Consider the following 18,542-nt stretch of genomic DNA (forward strand, 5'->3'; position numbering starts at 1 on the left):
ATCCTCGCTTTGCCGATCACTACAAGGATTCTGGCAAGCCAGCCAACGCACAGGCTTTTGCGACGTTGATCGAAGGAATGGACAAATCACTTGGTGATATGATGGACGAACTTGAGAAACGGGGCGTTGCCGAAAGGACGTTAATCTTCTTCCTGGGCGACAACGGCTCCGATGCACCGCTTGGACATCAGCATGAGGTAGCCTGTGCCGAACCGCTACGCGGCAAAAAAGGGGCACACTACGAAGGCGGCATGCGTGTGCCATTTATCGCCGCTTGGGCCAAGCCCAATCCAGACAACGAATTGCAGCGACAACTAAAGATCCCTGCCGGCGTGATTCAAAGTCAGGTTGCGTCGGTGACGGATTTGTTCCCAACGATTTTGGATGCTGCCGGAATTGACTCTCCAGCCAACCACACGGTCGACGGTGCCAATCTGCGAACATTGTTGACCGGTCGCGGGGACTCAAGCCGGCCGGAACAGTTTTTGATGCATTATCCGCACGCAGTCCATCGCAGTAACTATTTCACAACTTGGCGCAATGGACAGTGGAAAGTGATCTACCACACATTGCCAGACATCCCCACCAGTGGTGGGCTAATTCAGTTTGACGGTGGCCACTATCAACTGTTTAACCTAGCTGACGATCCGTTTGAACAGACTAACCTCGCCGATTCAAAGCCGGATGTCCTCAAGCGAATGATGAAAGGACTGATCGCTTCTCTGGAAGCCCACCAAGCAGTCTATCCAGTCGACGATAACGGAGATGAGCTGCGACCCAAGTTGCCATAAGACGGCGATCGACCGGTACGGTTATTGATGTTCAGGCTTAGGCGGCTTTGCACGGAACCAGCCTGGCCCGCGTGAGCCGCTAACATAAGAACGTCAAAACAATCAGCGGCAATGGCCGGCGCGGTCACGACTCTAGAATGAGATTGCACGCGCAATGAAGTCAGCTCGCTCAAGCACGTTACCGGTTCGTTCCGTGTTTTGGGAGTCAATTCACAATTAATTCGTTCATCCCGCATCTCGCTTCGCCAACGTGTTTCGCGGACGAAATCCGGCACCGGAGACTCGTGCCTAGAATAGAAACCGAGCCTACTGAACCGGCAATGTGAATCGGCAATATGAATCGGCAATATGGATCGCAGTTTGTTTAGGGACCTTTGCTTACGACATGTGACAACGGTTCCAAGAGAGTGCCGTCGTCCATTGTGAATGCGGTATCACCAAAATTGACGGTTACAGTCTCACCGTTGGCAAACCTCGTCTGCTGGACCGCGTGATCTTCCGTTAACCACTCGTGCGACAACATTTCGCTATAGCCTGCACTGCGTGCCACCGTCGCAGCAGTATGGTAACTTTCGACAAAACGATCGATTTTTTGATCGAGCAATTTTGCGTTGAACATGAACATGGGCGGAGTGCCATAAAGCGCATTCCAAAGATCGCGCCGTGTCCACAACGAAGGTAGTTTGTTGTTGTAATCACCCCAATACCACTGTGCCACAACGCAGTCGTGATAGACCAATTCCCACAAAGGCAATCGATAGAAGTGGCCGGTTTGGAATTTCGCTACTCTGGGTGGAACTTCGGTGACAATGTTTTGCATATTGCGGCCGGAATCGGGAACGCGGTACGGGCCTAGACTGAGCATCCCCTCAAAATAATGCACATAGGGGACCGCAGCCTCATGTCCGGTTTCACTTCCGGTCACCAAGTGGCAACCCTCACTGATGTATTGCAACAACTCCATCTTGGCTTGGCGACTTTCGCTGCGGGTCAGCGGGTGACGCTCGTCATAGCACTCCCGCCAAGGTGACGCGGTGGTCGTATCGATAAACCGAGAATGGTAGGGATGCGTAAGCAGTTCGGCAGGAATCCGCTGCTTCGCATACTTCACCGCACGTGCGTCACACAAAACACCACAGGGATACATCGAACCGTCCTTCCCTGTGACTCCCCAACCCCGAATCCATTGTCCGGCACCATCAATCATCAAGTCGTGGGGCCAGCCCTCGGAGGTCCAATCGGGGTGCAGACCATTCAATTTTGAAAAGTTGGCGGGGTTCATCGCGTCCTGGAAAATGTCATAGCGACTCGTCAGCACACCCATTTCATTGAGCTCTTCTAACGACTCGGGTGTACCACGATGGCTCCACAGAATCCGGTCGATCCCGGCCGCCATCAGCCGCTGACAAATCCCGACCGAATCGTGATCCCAGCACCAAACATTGACCGCGCCGACCAACATATCCACATCCGAGTTTTCAGCTCGCTTCTGCGACAGCGTCTTAAGCCACCCCTGTTCGGTTCGCAAACGACGAAACCGCTTGCACATCGCGACGTAACCACCTTCGTCCACGAGCACGTACGTCCATTGCCGATCCGATCCGAAGTGGGTTTTTTGAGCGTCCCATATCGGTGCAACCGTCAACCGACCGTCGACACGAGGGACTCGTACGGATGCATCATCCGGTGTATCGACGATCGTCATCACCCCTTCATCACCAGCGGTGACGCCGTACCATGACATGCACAATCCGTGACCCCCATAAAGAATAAACTGCATCGGATCGATCGTGTCGTCGTCAACCGGATAACTGATGCCTTCGTTGACTGGCAAAATCAAATTCATCCCCGACTCGGTTTGCAACGCGGATGGGTATGCAACCGATTCGCTAACGCCTCCCTCGCCATGAAGGGTCATCTTGACTTCTGGCGAATCGGCAACCACCCCAATCGTCATCGTTCCTTGGACAAGCGTGCGGGTATCGAGCCAATTCAAACGAAGACTTTGCGACAACTGTTGTCCCGCCGTTAACACGACCGTCTCACTAGGCATCGTCCGCCACACTCGACCGGTGTGACGATTGAGCATTCGAAATGACGCGTCAGCGAAATGAACAGCAATTTCAACGCGGTCATTTCGGATCGTCCAAACATCGTCCGTCGGTGGTTCGCGCAGCGCCGGAACATCGCCATCCGCAACCAACCGCAGATCATCAACGGTGACCTCAGCCGATCCCACACCCATCATCCGGGGAACTATTGTCGTAGCGCCACGAGGAACAACAAAGCGGCTCACCAAATACTTCCATGACTCCGTCGCCTTACTGGCCTGCCTTCCGTAGGACCAATCCAGTACTTCATCATGTTCGTTTCGCAGGGCAACCGCGAGTGTGACCGATCCCGATCCTTGAACTTTAACCCAACCACTGAGTTGATAAATTTCCCCGGGCGTAACCGAGAGTGGCTCGACCGCATCAACACTCCAATCATTTTCCGCAGCATGGTGAACTTGCAACGCATGCGTGCCCGAATGAACATCGGAATCAACAATCGAGGCGGAGCCTGTACCTGAACGTGACCAGAAAAGACGCCAAGCGGTTGTGTCCACTTCGAACGAACCATTCAAAATCAAGTTTGTTTTGGAAGCGTCCGTTTTAGAGGGTACATGTTGTGCGAAACAGAGAGTGGATTCGCAAAAGAAGGGCATGCTAAAAAGCAGCACAAGACTGAGGGCGCGTAACATGGCAGGTTCATTCGGCAGGGAGGGGAGCAGTCGGGTGGGCGAGGTTAATCGGCAGGAGCAGTCGGTCACATCAAACACACTTGATGTGACCTGAAGCTGCTTTGATTATAGCCCCATTTGATTGCGAGTTGCGATCGCCCTGACACGATTTCCCTGACACGATCGGCCCAACAGATCGGCCCAACAGATCGGCCTGATACACCCCAACAAGAACCAAGTCACCGACTTGATTGCAAGTCAAAAACGCAGCTTTGCCAACAAAACTCGCCCGTGATTCCAATCACCTGCATGGCACTCACTTGAAATCGGAGAGAGAGCATTCGAAGAATTGAGAATTCAATATCCGTCGCCTAGACAGGCTCTTCCACCATCGCCGAACGATCGACAGGGCCAGGGACAATTCGCGTGACACTGACTTTGGTCCGCTTGAGTTCATCAATCTCAGCAGCCATTTGTGCAATCAGGTCAGCCACTTCGCGGCCAGCCGACTCGCCAATATTGATCATCAGAGCTTTTCGAGAATTCTCGCTCAAGGTTCGTTTAGTCATGTTTCGAATTTCCACAAATAATTAGTCAAAGAAGTAGAGAGAAGGAGTCTATTCGACCGTCACGCTTTTCGCCAAATTCCGTGGCTTGTCAACATCACATCCTCGTAGCAATGCGATGTGATACGACAATAGTTGCAGCGGCACGACATTCACAATCGGTTGGGTGAACCCGGGCACCTCAGGCACATGGATCACGTCGTCGGCGATCGATTCCACTTCGGGATTATCACGGCTTGCCAAGGCAATCACCGGTCCACCGCGTGCTTTGACTTCTTCCATGTTGGCCATCACTTTGTCGTAAGTCGTGCCACGAGGAATAATGAAAACGCTTGGCGTGTGTTCGTCGACCAGGGCAATCGGGCCGTGTTTCATCTCGGCAGCCGGGTAACCTTCGGCGTGGATGTAGCTAATTTCTTTTAGCTTCAATGCACCTTCGAGCGCGGTCGGGAAGTTGTATTGCCGACCGAGATAAAGGACGGTCGACGCGTCTTGGTACTTCTTCGCGACGTCGCGAACTTGTTCATCGCATGCCAATGCTTGTTGGACGGCGGCAGGCAATTGCCGGAGCTCATTAATGATCCGTTGGCCGCTCTCAAAACTGACGTGACGCAATCGCCCAAAATACAACGACAACATCGCCAAGACACAACATTGTGACGTGTACGCCTTGGTACTCGCAACTCCGATCTCGGGACCGGCGTGCAAGTAAACGCCTCCATCGGCCGCCTGTGCGATCGAACTTCCTACGACGTTACAAATCGCAAGTGTCCGATGCCCTTTGCGTTTCGTTTCTTTCAAAGCGGCCAGCGTATCGGCCGTTTCGCCACTCTGAGTGATCCCAAAGATCAGTGTATTGTTATCAATCGGTGGATTGCGATATCGAAGTTCGCTCGCGTACTCGACGCTCACCGGAATCCGGGCCAGATCTTCGATCATGTACTCGCCCACCAACGCCGAATGCCAACTGGTTCCACATCCGGTCAAAATGATTCGTTCGACACTGCGAAGTTGCTGGGGCGTTAGATTCAATCCACCAAAGACTGCGGTCGCGTTTTCATCATCAAGTCGACCTCGCATCGCGTTGCGAATCGATTCGGGTTGCTCGTAAATTTCCTTGAGCATGTAATGGTCGAAACCCTCAAGGCTGGCTTCGCCTGAATCGGTTTCCAAAGGCCGAATATCGACGCGAACTTTGCCTTGGTCGCGATGCAGCACCGAAAAACCGTCAGGCGTCAACACCGCCAATTGATGATCGGCAAGATACACGATCCGTTCGGTTCGTCCGACCAAAGGAGACGCGTCGCTGGCGACAAAATACTCGCCGCTGCCAACACCAATCACAAGCGGGCTGCCAAAACGGGCGGCAATCAAGAAGTTAGGATGGTCGCGAAACGCGATCGCCAATCCGTAAGTGCCTCGCAATTGTGCAACGGCCGCTCGTACCGCAGCCAAGTAGCGAAGGTTGGGCTGGCCATTCGTTTCAGGTGCATGTTTGAGTTCGTCAGCAACCAGATGAGCAATCACTTCGCTATCGGTTGCGGAAACAAACGTGTAACCTTTCTTAATCAAACCCTCTTTGAGAACTTGAAAATTCTCGATCACGCCATTGTGAACCAAAACGACTTCGCCATCGCCGCCGAGATGCGGATGAGCGTTTTCCATCGATGCGGGACCGTGCGTGGCCCATCGTGTATGCCCAAGACCGAGGGAACCGCTGGGCATGACATCGCCCAATGCGCCAGCGAGCGAATCAATCCGGCCGACTGAACGAGTAATCGTGAATTCCGCACCACAATGAATGGCAACTCCGGCACTGTCGTAACCACGGTATTCGAGCCGGCGAAGACCATCGAGCAAAAAGTTGCCCGCTTCATCACTTCCGACGTATCCAACAATTCCACACATTGACGAGCCTTTCTAGCCTTTCAGCGACTTGTCCGTTCGGACGCAAACGGAACTTTCCCTCAGGATTTACTCCCTTGAAGGTTAACCAGCTTCAGTGTAATCGCCTAATGAAATCCGCTGCTACTCCGATTTTGGTTAGGTGAAAATAGTTCACCTCGCCCTATTTGGAAACCCAAAATATAGCGATCACGCCAAACAATCCGGTTGGTGTGGTTGTGCCAAGGAAGTTGTATTAAGAAAGGCGCATTTCGCCAAGTTTTGCCGCGACCATTTTCTAAATGCCGCTAAATATATATACATGCCATCGGTCGACTCGTCCGATTGACTCGGATGATCTAAGAGGCCTTACGCCTTTCCATCGATTCCAATTCAAACGGTTTCCACTTCCCCACGTCGTTAAAGAAGACGATTGTGTGTTCATGACAGACGCGGCGGAGCATGCTGAGGGTCGACGCGGTTTGCCAATTCTCAGTGCTCTCGGCTATCACCACCACGTCGACTCGACCGATTGTGTGGGACAAACGAAGTAGTTCTTGGTCGATCGGGCCGGGGAAAATTTGCGGCGAAATGCCTTCAATTCGTAGGCACTTATGAAACTGCATCAGAGACGTTTTTCCATCGCCCATCTCAAAGGGATCGATCGCCGCATATCGCAATTTCGATTCAGGCTTGTTCTTTTGGATCGTCGAAATGATCGCGACAGCGCGAGTTCCATCACCAACACCAATTTCCAACAGCGAGCCGATACGGAGCGGCTTGAGCAGTTTGCAGAGGCCCGGTTCGACATTTTTTGAGCCGAAACCGAACATCCCGCGCGAACCCTTGGCTGGTTGCGGCACAGTGGCCGGTTGCGGCACAGTGGCCGGTTGCGCGGCAGTGGCTGGTTTCCCAATGGACGCTTGTTCGGGTTCGGGTTGCGTGACTGCAAGCTGCTTTGGTTTGGTGCTTAACGATTTCGTGCTCGATTGTTGTTCGATCGACGGTTGTTCGATCGTTTGGGGGGCTGTTTCCGAAGAACGACCGAGTAAGGAATTCCACAATTTCAGCAGCGACATCGAATGATGGCCTCGACAAATCTAGCTTTCGCGGTAACAGATATAACGACTCGTCATATTGTGTCGGCAATTCCGTTGGCGCGAGTCAATTCGACGCCCAGAAATTCCGGTTAGGCAGGAAGCACCCGAGTCTGCGATCTAGGTTTCCTTTGGCAGGCTCCCACCTTTAGCGGCAAATTGTTTTCACATGAAAAAAAAGACTCAAGATCCTTCGAAGCGTGCCCCGCGGGTTCGTCGTGCATTGGAGCTTGAAAACTTCGAGATTGAACGCTGTGAAGATCGCTTTGCGCTGTCAGCTTCGCTGCCTGGCGATTTACTGCTGCATGCATTGAGTGTCGATTCGCCATACGATTCGATCGATCCATCCTCGGACCTTTCACAGCCGGCTGAATCGTTACAACCGGCCTCCACGGATCCCAGCCCAAACCTGTTCGACCAAGCCGCCACCGTGCGTGAGCTGGCCTCACAAGTCGGCTCCCATCCACTCGATGGCAGTGGCCAAACGATCGCCGTAATTGATAGCGGAGTGGCATGGGACCATGTTGCTTTGGGTGGCGGTTTTGGGCCTGGCTATCGCGTGGTCGGTGGATGGGATTTTGCCGAAAACGATGCAATTCCGTACGACGACGGCCCCGCCGGATTTCATGGAACCCATGTCGCAGGAATCGTGGCCGGAAAATCGGACGCCTTCACGGGTGTTGCCCCGAATGCGGATATCGTTGCCCTCCGCGTATTTGACGATTCCGGGATGGGCGAATTGCCTTGGATCGAAGCTTCTTTGCGTTGGGTTCACGAACACCAAAACGACTTTGCTTCCCCCATCACGACTGTCAACCTTTCGGTGGGCGCAGCATTAAACGCTGACAACTTGGCCGAAGCCCAAAACATCCTCGAAGACGAGCTAGCACTCCTTCGCGAAGACAACATTCTCGTTTTTGCCGCAGCAGGTAACTTCTTTGGAAACACTGTCACTGACGAATCGTTGATGTATCCGGCATCGAGCGAATCGGTCGTCGCGGTCGGTTCGATCACCAATTCCGGTTCGCTCAGTCCTTTCTCGCAGCGTGCCGACGGAATATTGGCTGCTGACGGTGAATCGATTCGCAGTTCCGTCCCCGACCATGTCTACGGCTGGGACGGCCACGTGGATGACTTTGCATCGTTGGACGGAACCAGTATGGCGACACCACAAATCGCAGCCGCTTCGATGTTGGTTCGCCAATCCATGCTCGACCAAGGACTACACCCGAGTGCAGACGACGTTTTGATTCGATTGCAAGAATCGATGCAAACCCAAGTCGACCCCGAAACCGGTGCCCATTACCATGTCGTTGATCTGCATTCGGCGATCCTTCCGCAAAGCGAGGACTGGCAAAGCGGCAGTGAGCCGGATGTTGATGCTGACAATAGCACGCCAGTTCTCTCCGAGCCGACGCCAGTTCTCTCCGAGCCGACGCTGACCCAATTTATCGGTGACAATCAAAACGAAGCGTATGTCTTGGACCTACGAGACGGCATCGAGTTGAGAAGCGGCGGGAATGTCTACCGATTTGATTCCGATGCTTCTGCTGATTCGGCGCTGATCATTGATGTTGGCGGTGGTGCCGATTCGTTGCACATTCTCGGTTCGTCCGACGCCGAACGATTGATCATGCACCCTCGATCGCTCGCCGCAGCGAAAAGCGTGTTGTCGACTAACACCTACAAGATTGAACTTCGAGGCGTCGAAGCAGTCTTGTTCGATGGTGGTGGCGGTTCGGACCGAGCAACGTTGTACGATTCCGACGACGATGACATTTTGCGAAGTCAACCGAACATGGCGACACTATCGGGCGTCGGGTTCCAATTCCAAGTAAACCAAATTCCACGGATTTACGTCCACGCCACGGCGGGGGGTAGTGACCAAGCCTTCCTAAGTGATTCGGATGGCGACGACACATTGGCAGTCCAGCCTCAATTCACCAGCCTCCGAGGCAACGACACCTTCCAGGCGGCGTACGGTTTTGAGAAAGTTCACGCCTATTCTTCCGCTGGCGGTCATGACCGGGCGTCCATCTACGATTCCGATGGCGATGACACAATGAATGTTTCGCCCAACCGATCGATTATCACCGGTCCATCCTATCAAGTCAGTGCTCGCGGATTCGAGTCAGTCGAAGCTTTCGCAAGCAACGGCGGCACCGACACGGCGAACATTTATACAGACGAAATTGACAGCCGATGGGACCGAGCCCCCGACCGTTTGCAATGGACCGGCGAAGATGGCGTGGTCCGAATTGCTCGGAATTTCGAACGAATGCAAGCGTTTGAGCAATACGAACCGATCGCGATCCAAACACAATCGTTGGGCGGACAGTTACAACAAAGCATCCTTGAAGATCCTGCCGAACGACTCCGCCGCGAGCGATTGGCAAGCCAATCGGTTTTCGAGTGGCTTGGCGAACAACCATAAAGCGGGTTAACGCGGTTCAGCACACCTAGCGAAAAACTCTGTATGCATCTTTCGGCGTGAAGCTCTAAGCTAGTTTTTGTCCATCGCCTTTCCCCCACTCCCCAAATCGGCAAAAATCCGTAATGCTACCGTCACTCCACAGCACAGGTATGGTTAATTGAGTCCGCCGTTTGCGGTTTGACTCTCAATGCTCATCAACTCAGGGCAGTCATTTCCTTGCTCTCGTAAATCGGTTTCGCCGAAATGGACTCGACCTCAACCCTTCGCAGCGTTCCTTTGTCGCACTCATTTACTCGTGAAAACGCTGACGATTCTCCTCTTACGGCTACTTCGGCCGCTGAGTTAGATGAGTCGTCAAAACAGCAAATCGCTGCCATGTACGGCACCATTGCCGAAGAAATGCGGCTGATCGAACAACGATTTCATCTTGAGCTTCAAACGCCGTACGAATCGCTCGTCCCCGTCCTGCGGCATGGCACCCAAATGGGTGGCAAGCGACTTCGGCCGGCAATGCTGCTCCTCTCCGCAGCGTCGTGCGGAAAAGTCACCGATGAGCACGTGATCTTGGGGACTGTCATCGAAATGGTACACACGGCGACGTTAATCCATGACGACGTTTTGGACGAAGCCGACACGCGGCGGCATGTCGCCACCGTCAATGCGAAGTGGAACAATCACACCAGTCTGTTGTTGGGGGATTATCTTTTCGCCCAAGCGTTTCGGCTAGCGGCGACACTCGGGTCGATCGAAGCGTGCCAGTGGCTCGGGGAAGCGTCGCGGCTGATTTGCGAAGGCGAAATGCGACAAGTGCTGACCCGTGATGTCATCGAATTGGACGAAACCACGTACTTGGAAATGATCCAAGGAAAGACGGCCGAGTTGTGCCGAGTCGGTTGCCTGCTAGGCGCCAAGTTCGCCAGTGGCACGAATGCCGCAGTCCAAGCACTCTCGGATTACGGCAATGCGATCGGAATCGCGTTCCAGATCGCGGACGACTATCTCGATCTTTGGGGTAGCGGCGAAAGAGTCGGCAAGACACTCGGGACAGATCTTGAACAGGGCAAAATGACATTGCCCCTGATCCGCTTACTTCGAACAATCGAACAACGTGACCGGGACCAAGTGATTCAATTGCTTAGCGGTCCGGCACACACACGCGCGGAAAAGATTTCGCCGTGGCTCGACAGAAGTGATGCAAAGGAGTACACCCGAGACGTCGCGGAAAGTTATCGGACTCGAGCGATCAAGGCACTCGACGTGTTACCAGACACCGAGGCCAAGCAATCGCTGATTGCGATTGCGAATTTCGCTGTCCATCGACGTTTCTAAGTTCACGCGTTTCGAGTTTAAAACGTGCGTTTTCGCACGACGACGTCGTCGAACTCGTTCATGTCGTCGAACGACCCAATCCCAACGCGGCCCTTGCTGAACGTCTTGTCGATCACCTCCATATGTGGCGTTTGCATATCATCAAAGAAAACTTTGATCGAGCCTGTTTTTGAATTGCGTTCCAACCGGACCGTGTGCCAATCGTCATTCCAGGGCGTGAGTTTTTCGTTTTCGGTGAGTGCCAATCGCGGTGCCTCTTTGACAATCATAATTTGTCCGCTGTGAGGATCGGGCTTCGCACCGAGATGAGTGTAATAGAAATGTTGGTCATCTTGGTAACAGAAAAAGACGCAGCAATCGCGATGATTGCCGGTATCAAGGGTGCTGCGAACGCGGAATGTGATGTCAAAATCGGCTAGTTCTAAATCTCGGATCAGTGCCACATGCCCGGGGCTACGAACGGGCGGTACATACTCACTTTTCCGATCCGTAATTCCAAAGGTCGCGTTCCCGTCGTTGGTATTCAATTCCCAAGTTTTCGGATCCAAAATTTCCCATTGATCGAGCCCCGATTCGAAGTCTTCTTTAAAAACGACTTCGGCATCCTGGTCCGAAGACGCAGCTTTTGTTTCGATCGCGCCAAACAAGTGGCCTCCCTTTTCGTCATGCTGCCAAGTGCCCGCATAACGACCATTAAACACCAAGACGCGGGCACTGAAGGTCCCCATGCCGGGAATCGTCAGAGCATCAAGCGTAATGACAGGCGTTCGGTCCGCCCAAACGATTCGCAAATCGATCGGCACTTCGGTATCAACGTCGCCATACTTGATCCGTGTGGTCAAACGGTACATGTCGGCGGCCGTGAGTTTCTCACATTTGCTAATCGTGTACTCTTCGGTCTTCGGAGTCGTGTCGTCGCTGCCGTCCTTTGTGAATTTGCCGATAAATTTCGCTCCCGTCAAATAATTTGCGATACGAGTTTCGCGAACTTTTGCGGCTTGGCTTGACGCATCCTCTTCGCCGTGAACAGTGAGATTACAAAAACAAACGGCAAGTCCAAACACGAACAGGGAACAGAAGCGAACGAGCATGTGATAGGCCTTTTCGAAAGGGAAATAATCAGGAGGGAGACACATTATGGCTGAAGCGTCACATTTTAGCCATCGTCGTTGCTAGATGCTGCGGAATGTACCTACCATTGTCGCCTTCACTCGGTCCCAAGACGACTATCGACCTACCGCTTCGCGATACACGTCGATTACCCCGGGTTGAAGCCGATCACCAGGCGGTAATGGGAAACGGCCTAGGGCTTTCCCTTGGTAATTGATGTCTTCAATTTTGTTAGGGCTTTTGCCAGTTCGGTCGATCGCAATCGATTGAATCCGCCATAAATCCACGACAATCTCGTACCGTACGGTTGGCGGCACCGCGAGAGTCACTTCACGCGTCTTGACTTCCCCTGATAGGGATAGCGATTCATAAGTATCGATTCGCTCGTCCGCTGATTGGCGGGCGAAAATTTCTTTTGCGATTTCGCCGGGCCGAATTCTTACTTGGTGTGTTCGCGATCCGTCTTTCAAATCGACAATGGTCACGCGCAACTCATCGCGTCCACTGTTTTGCAGCCCAATCTCCACCGGCGCCAGCTCGGGGCCTGGAGCGATCCGCGTATCGATCAAGACCGATTGCGGCGTTTGAGTGGGAACAGAAAAACCGATTCCAGGTTGCGGTAAAAATGGCGAACCATAGGGGCCACCAAACGTGGTCACCGAGAACTCGTGCCAATGAAAACCTGGCGTATAGATAGGCACGAATCCACCCGACCTAAATCTTCCACCATGATGCCATGCGTCTTGTCCGCGATATCCATTTCGATGATGGCCATGCCCGAATCCCGGAACGGGCCTGGGCGGATGAAGCATCGGGCGTGCAACCATCACCGAGCGACGATAGTGCGGATGAAAATCATCAAGGTCAGCCATCATCATGTGGCCCGCCCCCGAACGCGGAAACCGCAACACTCGGTTTAGCGTTGGGTGAAAATAGCCTGCGAAGCGACCACTCAAAGAATCGTATTGAGAATCACGGAAGTACAAATATTGTTGTCCCGATTGCATCTGGATCCGCATCGAGCCCGAAGCCGCTTCGATCTGAGCGGCGATGCTGCCGTCAGGATTGACCGCTTCAAAAAACTGTGCATCAGCAGGTTGGGTTAGAAACGCGGCCAGCAAAAAGGGAATGGCGTAAAAGAAAACCATGCCCAGACGCCAAGCGTTACTGAAACAATTTGGCAAAGGAAAACGCATCGCAGATCTCCGAGTGTTGTTACCGTCGCCCAAGGACCACATCCGATTAGCCAGCATCAAGCGAAAGTGCCATCCATGGTTGAGGATTCGGCCTTTGGCGTGTTAGCGAACTCGCCTGCTAAAATTATAGCGATTCCTGTCAAGATGCTTTGCGTTTGCCCTTACGTCGCGCGATTTTCTTCATCTTTTCCACTTCATCTTGAGCGACGACCCAACCGCGACAGTTTGGTGAACCGCATTCGCACCGAGGGATCCATTTCAGCGCTGGCCAACAATAGTCGAAAGTGATTTGCGACCCTTCTTCGATATTGCAAATCGCAACCAAGCCCATCGTCAACTTGGACAATTGAACCAATTCCGAGTTTGGGTTGCAGGAATGATTCAAAAAGGAAGCCGGAATCGCAGGTTCAAGGTACCAATCGTCATCGAGTTCCATAACGTAAGTCGACCCCTCGTAGGAGGCTTTGGCCAAGACTTGGCCCCTAATTTCCATCACCAATTCGCCGGGTGTAAATTGTCGGACCGCGTAGATGCCCAAACTATCGGCCCCCGTCGATTTCACAGCAACATCCCCATCGTGATAGGAGCGATAGCCGAGTTTCTCATCCACTCTATTTTGTAGTTTTTTGCGTCGTCGTTTACCAAGAGGCTTTATCTGTGACATGTCGTCGTTTCTGAATGGTTGTTGTTGATCGCCCACGATGATTGCGTGAAGCGAGGACAAATGAACTGTTTTTAATGGCGAAAGTCAAGGATCAGAAGGCAGCGGTTCTGAACTCTCCCACATCATGAATTCGAGAGCGAGCCATCGCTACCTTTTTCCCTGACGGGTTTGCACAAAAGCGATTTATCTTCTGCGGTTCGACCACATTTTTTGCAAACATACTTTGCATTGTGTGCTTGAACGATCAGCAAAGCGATCGACCGTTGAATCTCGCTACGATCCCAATGGCAAATTTCTTTTCGCTTTTTGTCTTTCATTCGGATTCTGCTGATGCCTCGCGTTATTCGCATTGATCGGCCGTCCCGGTAACTTTCGGCCAGTTTGTCGATCATTCACGTTAGCGAAACCGCACCGCCGCGTCGATGACCTTAACACGCACCAACGGATAACTGCGCCGAACACTCCACCCTCCCACCAAGGTTGACTGTTCACGAATTGCTCTGGCATGGATCGCCAGTGACCCCCTTCCCTTGCGATCCCTTTAACCTGAGCACCTGATCAGCGTGACGAAAACCATCCCTAGTTATCTGCGTCTCCATAATGGACCAGTCTCGGTCGCTGCATCGACCAAACGCGAAAAAGACAACCAAGCGATTGAATCGTTTTGGCAAATTTTTGGCGATGCCACTGGTTGGCGCATCGATAAACCACGCCGCCAAATTGATTCCCAAATCAATCTGCTGCCTGCAGTCAACAGCGACCGCGTTTCCGATCCAAGCGACGACTCGCCATCGATCACAAAGCCGAACGCACAACGGCTCGCAGAATCGGCAACCGCACTCGCCGAACAACTAATCCGATCGCGAGAAATGCTACGCCGGCAAGAAATGGAATTGGCCGCGCGTGCATCGATCCTGTCCGGCGCCGAGGCACAAACCAAACTGGCCGACCGAATCGAGCACATATTGGTCAATGCGGCGGAAAGCTGTGGTTGTGAATCGGCTGCGATCTATCTGCTTGACGATAACACCGAACTGCTCAAAGCCCGCGCCGTCTACGGCTTGCCAATCAGCCGGCTGGAAGATCCGCCCCGCGAATTACAGGGCAGTCGTGGTGATCTTGAAGCACTCGTTCGGACGGTCGTGACAGCCGACCATTTTACCGCCGGTGGTATCGATACTTGGAACAGCCCCGAACCATTCCGGGGTGGAATCTGCGCAGCGATCTTGGAGGACTCGATCCCAATCGGAACACTATGGTTATTCACCGATGAGGCAGTGACGTTCGGAAAAACCCACGCCGCAGCAGCTCGCTTGGCAGCATCGGCGATTGCTTCGGAATTGTCCCGCGCTGTTTCGAAGCCCCAAACCACACAGCAAGCAGCCACGGTCGGTTCACTTCACGACTTGACCGAATGGCAACACCTCAGTTTGCCTATTGGTAACGAGATCGCTCCCGGGTTCCAAGCGGACGGGATGCTCGAATCACCCCGCTCACACGCCACTGGATGGCACACATGGGACATCCTTCCCGACGGAACATTGATGATGGCGATGGCGGAATCGGTCGACGCGTCGATACGAGGATCGATCGGCTCGGTGGTCGCCCGAAGTGCACTGACCGCGCATTGTGGCTATCGCCATTCGCCGCAGCAAATGCTCCAACGAATCTGCGACACACTTTGGCAAACCAATTCAGGAGACCAATTAACGTCGCTATTGTATTTTCACATCGACCCTGAAACGGGCGAAGGAACGTTCGCCTCGGCGGGGACGATCACGGCAATGATTAGTAGCCGTTATGGATACCGTCCCTTGGTGGACGGTCATACCGAACCGCTAGGCAGCCACATCGACGCCCGGCCGCTCACCGGATCGTTCTCGCTGCTCAACGCCGAGACACTGTTGTGTTTCAGCGGAGGAATGCTGGCTGACGGAGCGACGCAATCAAGCCTTGGTGATCGATTGCGAGCCTGCATGGCAGAATCGAATTGCAACCCCCTAGCGGCGATCCGACGCGATTTGGCGGGCAAACCGCTGAACCATGAGCGTGGCGCCATGACCCTACTTCGCCTGTAGAGAAAGGTTAGGCCGAGCGAAAGTTCGCTGTTAGCACGAGCGATACCAACGAGCGATACCGGCTGCGAGCTTAAGAATCACACAAATGACCTTGGCGTGATTGGCGTCATTGAGTGCACCTCAACCGCCCGCTAATTTTGCGTCAAATCCCAACCGTCGAGCCACGTGGTTTTCGTCGCCTGCATATCAAAATCTTTTTCGAGGCGGTCAGCCATATCCGACAAATGTCCCGCACCGTAAAAGACAGCGATATTCTTTTTGCCACTTTCGAGCTCCTCTTTCAAGATCGTGAACGCTTTCGCGTTGCGACCTTTGATGAGCGTGTTTTCGCCATTGGCATCATCCATTCCCGCGGTGGCGACTTCGATATCGACCATTTGTTTCGCCATCACTTGTTTCATTCGTCGCGGACGATCATCGCTGAACAGAGCCATGATCAATCCGGCTTCGCCACCGGTGGCCGCTTGCGTGGCCAAACCGGCCCCCATCATGCGGGCTCCCATTTTCCATAGACTATCGCCTCGGCGGCTAAAATCCTTGGCGAATTCATCGGGACTCATGTCGGCATGTCGAAAATTGGTCGCCATGTAGTCGATCTTTTCGAGCTGATATTCCAAATTCAAGATGTCCTTCATGCCCGATTGCATCGAAGACAAAAGACCACGGCGACGCTGTAAGTCCTCTGGTCGAATGCGAGTTCCATCGGGCGCGACCAATTCGTATAAAACGGATTCATACTTGGACAACCGATCATTTAAATCCGCGTAGTACTCGGCTTGGCCGATGTGAACAACACCCACCAAATCGACCACATGCCCGTCGTACTTGGTGTTCGGTTTGCCCTCATAACCGACAATCGCCGTTTGCAACGCACGCGATTTTCCTTTGTCCGTTTCATCAACGCGCAAGTAAGACGGTTCTTCCGATTTCAAGTCGCTACTTTCACCCCCGTCTGCTTTGTTAGCCGCGTCTGCTTTGTCGCCCGCGTCTGCTTTGTTAGCCGCGTCTTCGGTTTTGGCTTCATCTGCCGGCTGTGTCGCTACCGCTTGAGCCTCGACCACAGCTGGATTGAAGGTGGACGTCATAAACAGGAAGCCGAAAAACGAGGCGAGAAATCGATCGCGTTTGGATTGGAAGAATCGTTTCATGAGAGATTCGGGAGCCGAGTTGGAAAGCCAGCAATGCAAGTTCCAGCATGCTGAGGGAAAAAAAGGGTGCGTTTCGCTGCTTGAAGGATAGGCTGCCGACAAGAAAGTGACAACGTCGCAGGGCCGTTTAACCACGGAATTGACTGCGGTATTGCCCCGGTGTGCAGCCAGCAATTCGCCGAAACGCGGTAACCAGGTGAGCGGCGGTGCGATAGCTCGTCATGGTAGCAATTTTTTCGAGCCCGTAGTTCGTTTCCGCCAACAGCATGCGAATTCGATCAATCCGCACCCGTTCGATTTCCTCTCGGGGACTCCGATCGAGGATTTCACGAAACCGCCGTTCAAGAGTGGCCCGAGAAATCGAGGTCGCCTCAAGGACATCTTGAACACCGATCCCATCACAACCATGTGCCCGGATGAATTGAATCGCTTCGGCCAAGTCCATATCGTCAACTGCTAACACATCGGTGCTCGTGCGGATCGACACTCGTACAGGCGGCACTAAGACAGTTTCCTGATCGGGCGTTTCGCCAGCCATCAATCGATCGAGCATCTCCGCACCTTCGAACCCAATTCGCAGGGCATCGGGCTGGATGCTGCTAAGCGGCGGATTTGCTAAGTCACAGATGACCTCGTCGTCATCAACCCCCAAAACGGCAACATGATCCGGTACACGTAGCTCGGTGGATCGAACGGCATTGAGAACTTGCCGGCCACGCATGTCGTTGCACGCGAAAATCCCCAACGGCTTTGGCAACGTTAACAACCACTTCGCAATCAACGCCTCATCCATTTCCCCCTTGGCTTCGCGAGCAAGCGTATTGATACGAGGCGTTGCACTCGATCGACTCTTCTTCGATTGTCGAGCTTTCGTACTTTTCTTTGCCGCGAATGCATCAAAAACATAAACGGGAATACCCGCACTCTCGCAAAGCGACTTGAACGCGGTGCATCGCGCATCTGAAAAATCGACACCGGGATAACCACAATAGGCCAATTGTCGAAAACCGCGTTGCCGAAAATGCTCCAGCGCCATCAAGGCGCAGGCACTCGGATCCGTATTGTAACAGACGCCGCCGGGTGGTTGAAAAAGTCCGCGCAGATCAACCGTCGGCACCCCCATTCGGTTAATTGACCGAGCGATTTGAGCGTTCTCCATCCTGGCGATCACGCCGTCAAAACGTTGACGCTCCACATTCGCTGGGACTTTCTCTTGGAGTCCACGTTCTAGATGCAGCACTTGCCAATGACCGTGGGTTCGCATGTAGGAGGCAATCCCCATTAAACAATTGCGACCATACCCTCTTGAAGATTCGATCAACAGCAAAACCTGCGGCAATTTTCGAATAGGCTTCATTTTCATCGTTTCACGGTACTCTTTGGCATCACGTTTTTCATTCGCGGAACCCGTGATTGCTTTCCAATCTGTTCGAATCAGCCGACAACAACACGCTGGCGGTCCCGACATAGGCAAACCACTAAATAACCGAGCAAAAAACCACATCAAGGGAAAAACAATGTCT

At 53.1% G+C, this 18,542-nt stretch carries 13 protein-coding genes; 4 read left to right on the forward strand and 9 right to left on the reverse strand.

Annotated features, from left to right (window positions below):
- Positions 1 to 791: sulfatase-like hydrolase/transferase (locus CA13_RS06555; RefSeq protein WP_146403468.1), on the forward strand; the 791-nt coding region annotated here is incomplete at its 5' end.
- Between the two features lie 364 nt (positions 792 to 1,155).
- Here CA13_RS06555 and CA13_RS06560 read toward each other — a convergent pair.
- The 4 genes from CA13_RS06560 to CA13_RS06575 form a co-directional block, all read right to left on the reverse strand.
- Positions 1,156 to 3,534 carry a glycoside hydrolase gene (locus CA13_RS06560; protein WP_146395147.1) on the reverse strand — a complete coding sequence of 793 codons (2,379 nt, stop codon included), beginning with the start codon at positions 3,532 to 3,534 and terminating at the stop codon, positions 1,156 to 1,158.
- 350 nt (positions 3,535 to 3,884) lie between these two features.
- The gene (locus tag CA13_RS06565; RefSeq protein WP_146395148.1) at positions 3,885 to 4,082 is read right to left on the reverse strand and encodes a hypothetical protein; all 198 of its coding nucleotides are present in this window, start codon (positions 4,080 to 4,082) and stop codon (positions 3,885 to 3,887) included.
- 48 nt (positions 4,083 to 4,130) lie between these two features.
- Positions 4,131 to 5,987: a glutamine--fructose-6-phosphate transaminase (isomerizing) gene (gene glmS / locus CA13_RS06570; protein ID WP_146395149.1), complete on the reverse strand. Its 1,857-nt coding sequence runs from the start codon at positions 5,985 to 5,987 to the stop codon at positions 4,131 to 4,133.
- Positions 5,988 to 6,322: 335 nt separating this feature from the next.
- Positions 6,323 to 7,042, reverse strand: a complete 720-nt coding sequence (locus tag CA13_RS06575; protein WP_146395150.1) for a hypothetical protein — start codon at positions 7,040 to 7,042, stop codon at positions 6,323 to 6,325.
- Between the two features lie 187 nt (positions 7,043 to 7,229).
- On the opposite strand from CA13_RS06575, the gene CA13_RS06580 reads away from it, so the two are divergent.
- A complete protein-coding gene (locus CA13_RS06580) occupies positions 7,230 to 9,494 on the forward strand; it encodes a S8 family peptidase (RefSeq protein WP_146395151.1) in 2,265 nt (754 codons plus the stop codon).
- A 243-nt stretch (positions 9,495 to 9,737) separates the two neighbouring features.
- Entirely contained in the window at positions 9,738 to 10,823 is a 1,086-nt protein-coding gene (locus CA13_RS06585) for a polyprenyl synthetase family protein (protein WP_419194011.1), read from the forward strand.
- A 17-nt stretch (positions 10,824 to 10,840) separates the two neighbouring features.
- Here the strand turns inward: CA13_RS06585 and CA13_RS06590 are convergent, their stop codons facing one another.
- The 3 genes from CA13_RS06590 to CA13_RS06600 form a co-directional block, all read right to left on the reverse strand.
- Positions 10,841 to 11,458 (reverse strand): hypothetical protein, encoded by a 618-nt coding sequence (locus tag CA13_RS06590; RefSeq protein WP_146403471.1) that lies wholly within the window; start codon positions 11,456 to 11,458, stop codon positions 10,841 to 10,843.
- A 591-nt stretch (positions 11,459 to 12,049) separates the two neighbouring features.
- Positions 12,050 to 13,129, reverse strand: a complete 1,080-nt coding sequence (locus tag CA13_RS06595) for a hypothetical protein (protein WP_146395152.1) — start codon at positions 13,127 to 13,129, stop codon at positions 12,050 to 12,052.
- Between the two features lie 139 nt (positions 13,130 to 13,268).
- Complete coding sequence (locus CA13_RS06600) at positions 13,269 to 13,793, reverse strand: SET domain-containing protein (protein ID WP_419194012.1); 525 nt, start codon at positions 13,791 to 13,793, stop codon at positions 13,269 to 13,271.
- 563 nt (positions 13,794 to 14,356) lie between these two features.
- Here CA13_RS06600 and CA13_RS06610 point away from each other — a divergent pair.
- A complete protein-coding gene (locus CA13_RS06610) occupies positions 14,357 to 15,871 on the forward strand; it encodes a SpoIIE family protein phosphatase (RefSeq protein WP_146395154.1) in 1,515 nt (504 codons plus the stop codon).
- A 131-nt stretch (positions 15,872 to 16,002) separates the two neighbouring features.
- Here CA13_RS06610 and CA13_RS06615 read toward each other — a convergent pair whose 3' ends face one another.
- Both CA13_RS06615 and CA13_RS06620 read right to left on the reverse strand, forming a co-directional pair.
- Complete coding sequence (locus tag CA13_RS06615) at positions 16,003 to 17,019, reverse strand: TraB/GumN family protein (RefSeq protein WP_419194013.1); 1,017 nt, start codon at positions 17,017 to 17,019, stop codon at positions 16,003 to 16,005.
- 127 nt (positions 17,020 to 17,146) lie between these two features.
- Positions 17,147 to 18,382 carry an AraC family transcriptional regulator gene (locus CA13_RS06620; RefSeq protein ID WP_419194014.1) on the reverse strand — a complete coding sequence of 412 codons (1,236 nt, stop codon included), beginning with the start codon at positions 18,380 to 18,382 and terminating at the stop codon, positions 17,147 to 17,149.
- Positions 18,383 to 18,542: the final 160 nt, after the last annotated feature.

It is taken from the genome of Novipirellula herctigrandis (assembly GCA_007859835.1).
Classification (GTDB): Bacteria; Planctomycetota; Planctomycetia; order Pirellulales; family Pirellulaceae; genus Novipirellula_A; species Novipirellula_A herctigrandis.

Coding starts and splice junctions, on each gene's coding strand:
- CA13_RS06600 (WP_419194012.1), bottom strand. CDS start 13,793: ATGTCACAGATAAAGCCTCTTGGTAAACGACGACGCAAAAAACTACAA.
- CA13_RS06565 (WP_146395148.1), bottom strand. CDS start 4,082: ATGACTAAACGAACCTTGAGCGAGAATTCTCGAAAAGCTCTGATGATC.
- CA13_RS06560 (WP_146395147.1), bottom strand. CDS start 3,534: ATGTTACGCGCCCTCAGTCTTGTGCTGCTTTTTAGCATGCCCTTCTTT.
- CA13_RS06620 (WP_419194014.1), bottom strand. CDS start 18,382: ATGAAAATGAAGCCTATTCGAAAATTGCCGCAGGTTTTGCTGTTGATC.
- CA13_RS06595 (WP_146395152.1), bottom strand. CDS start 13,129: ATGCGTTTTCCTTTGCCAAATTGTTTCAGTAACGCTTGGCGTCTGGGC.
- CA13_RS06615 (WP_419194013.1), bottom strand. CDS start 17,019: ATGAAACGATTCTTCCAATCCAAACGCGATCGATTTCTCGCCTCGTTT.
- CA13_RS06575 (WP_146395150.1), bottom strand. CDS start 7,042: ATGTCGCTGCTGAAATTGTGGAATTCCTTACTCGGTCGTTCTTCGGAA.
- CA13_RS06585 (WP_419194011.1), top strand. CDS start 9,738: ATGGACTCGACCTCAACCCTTCGCAGCGTTCCTTTGTCGCACTCATTT.
- glmS (WP_146395149.1), bottom strand. CDS start 5,987: ATGTGTGGAATTGTTGGATACGTCGGAAGTGATGAAGCGGGCAACTTT.
- CA13_RS06580 (WP_146395151.1), top strand. CDS start 7,230: ATGAAAAAAAAGACTCAAGATCCTTCGAAGCGTGCCCCGCGGGTTCGT.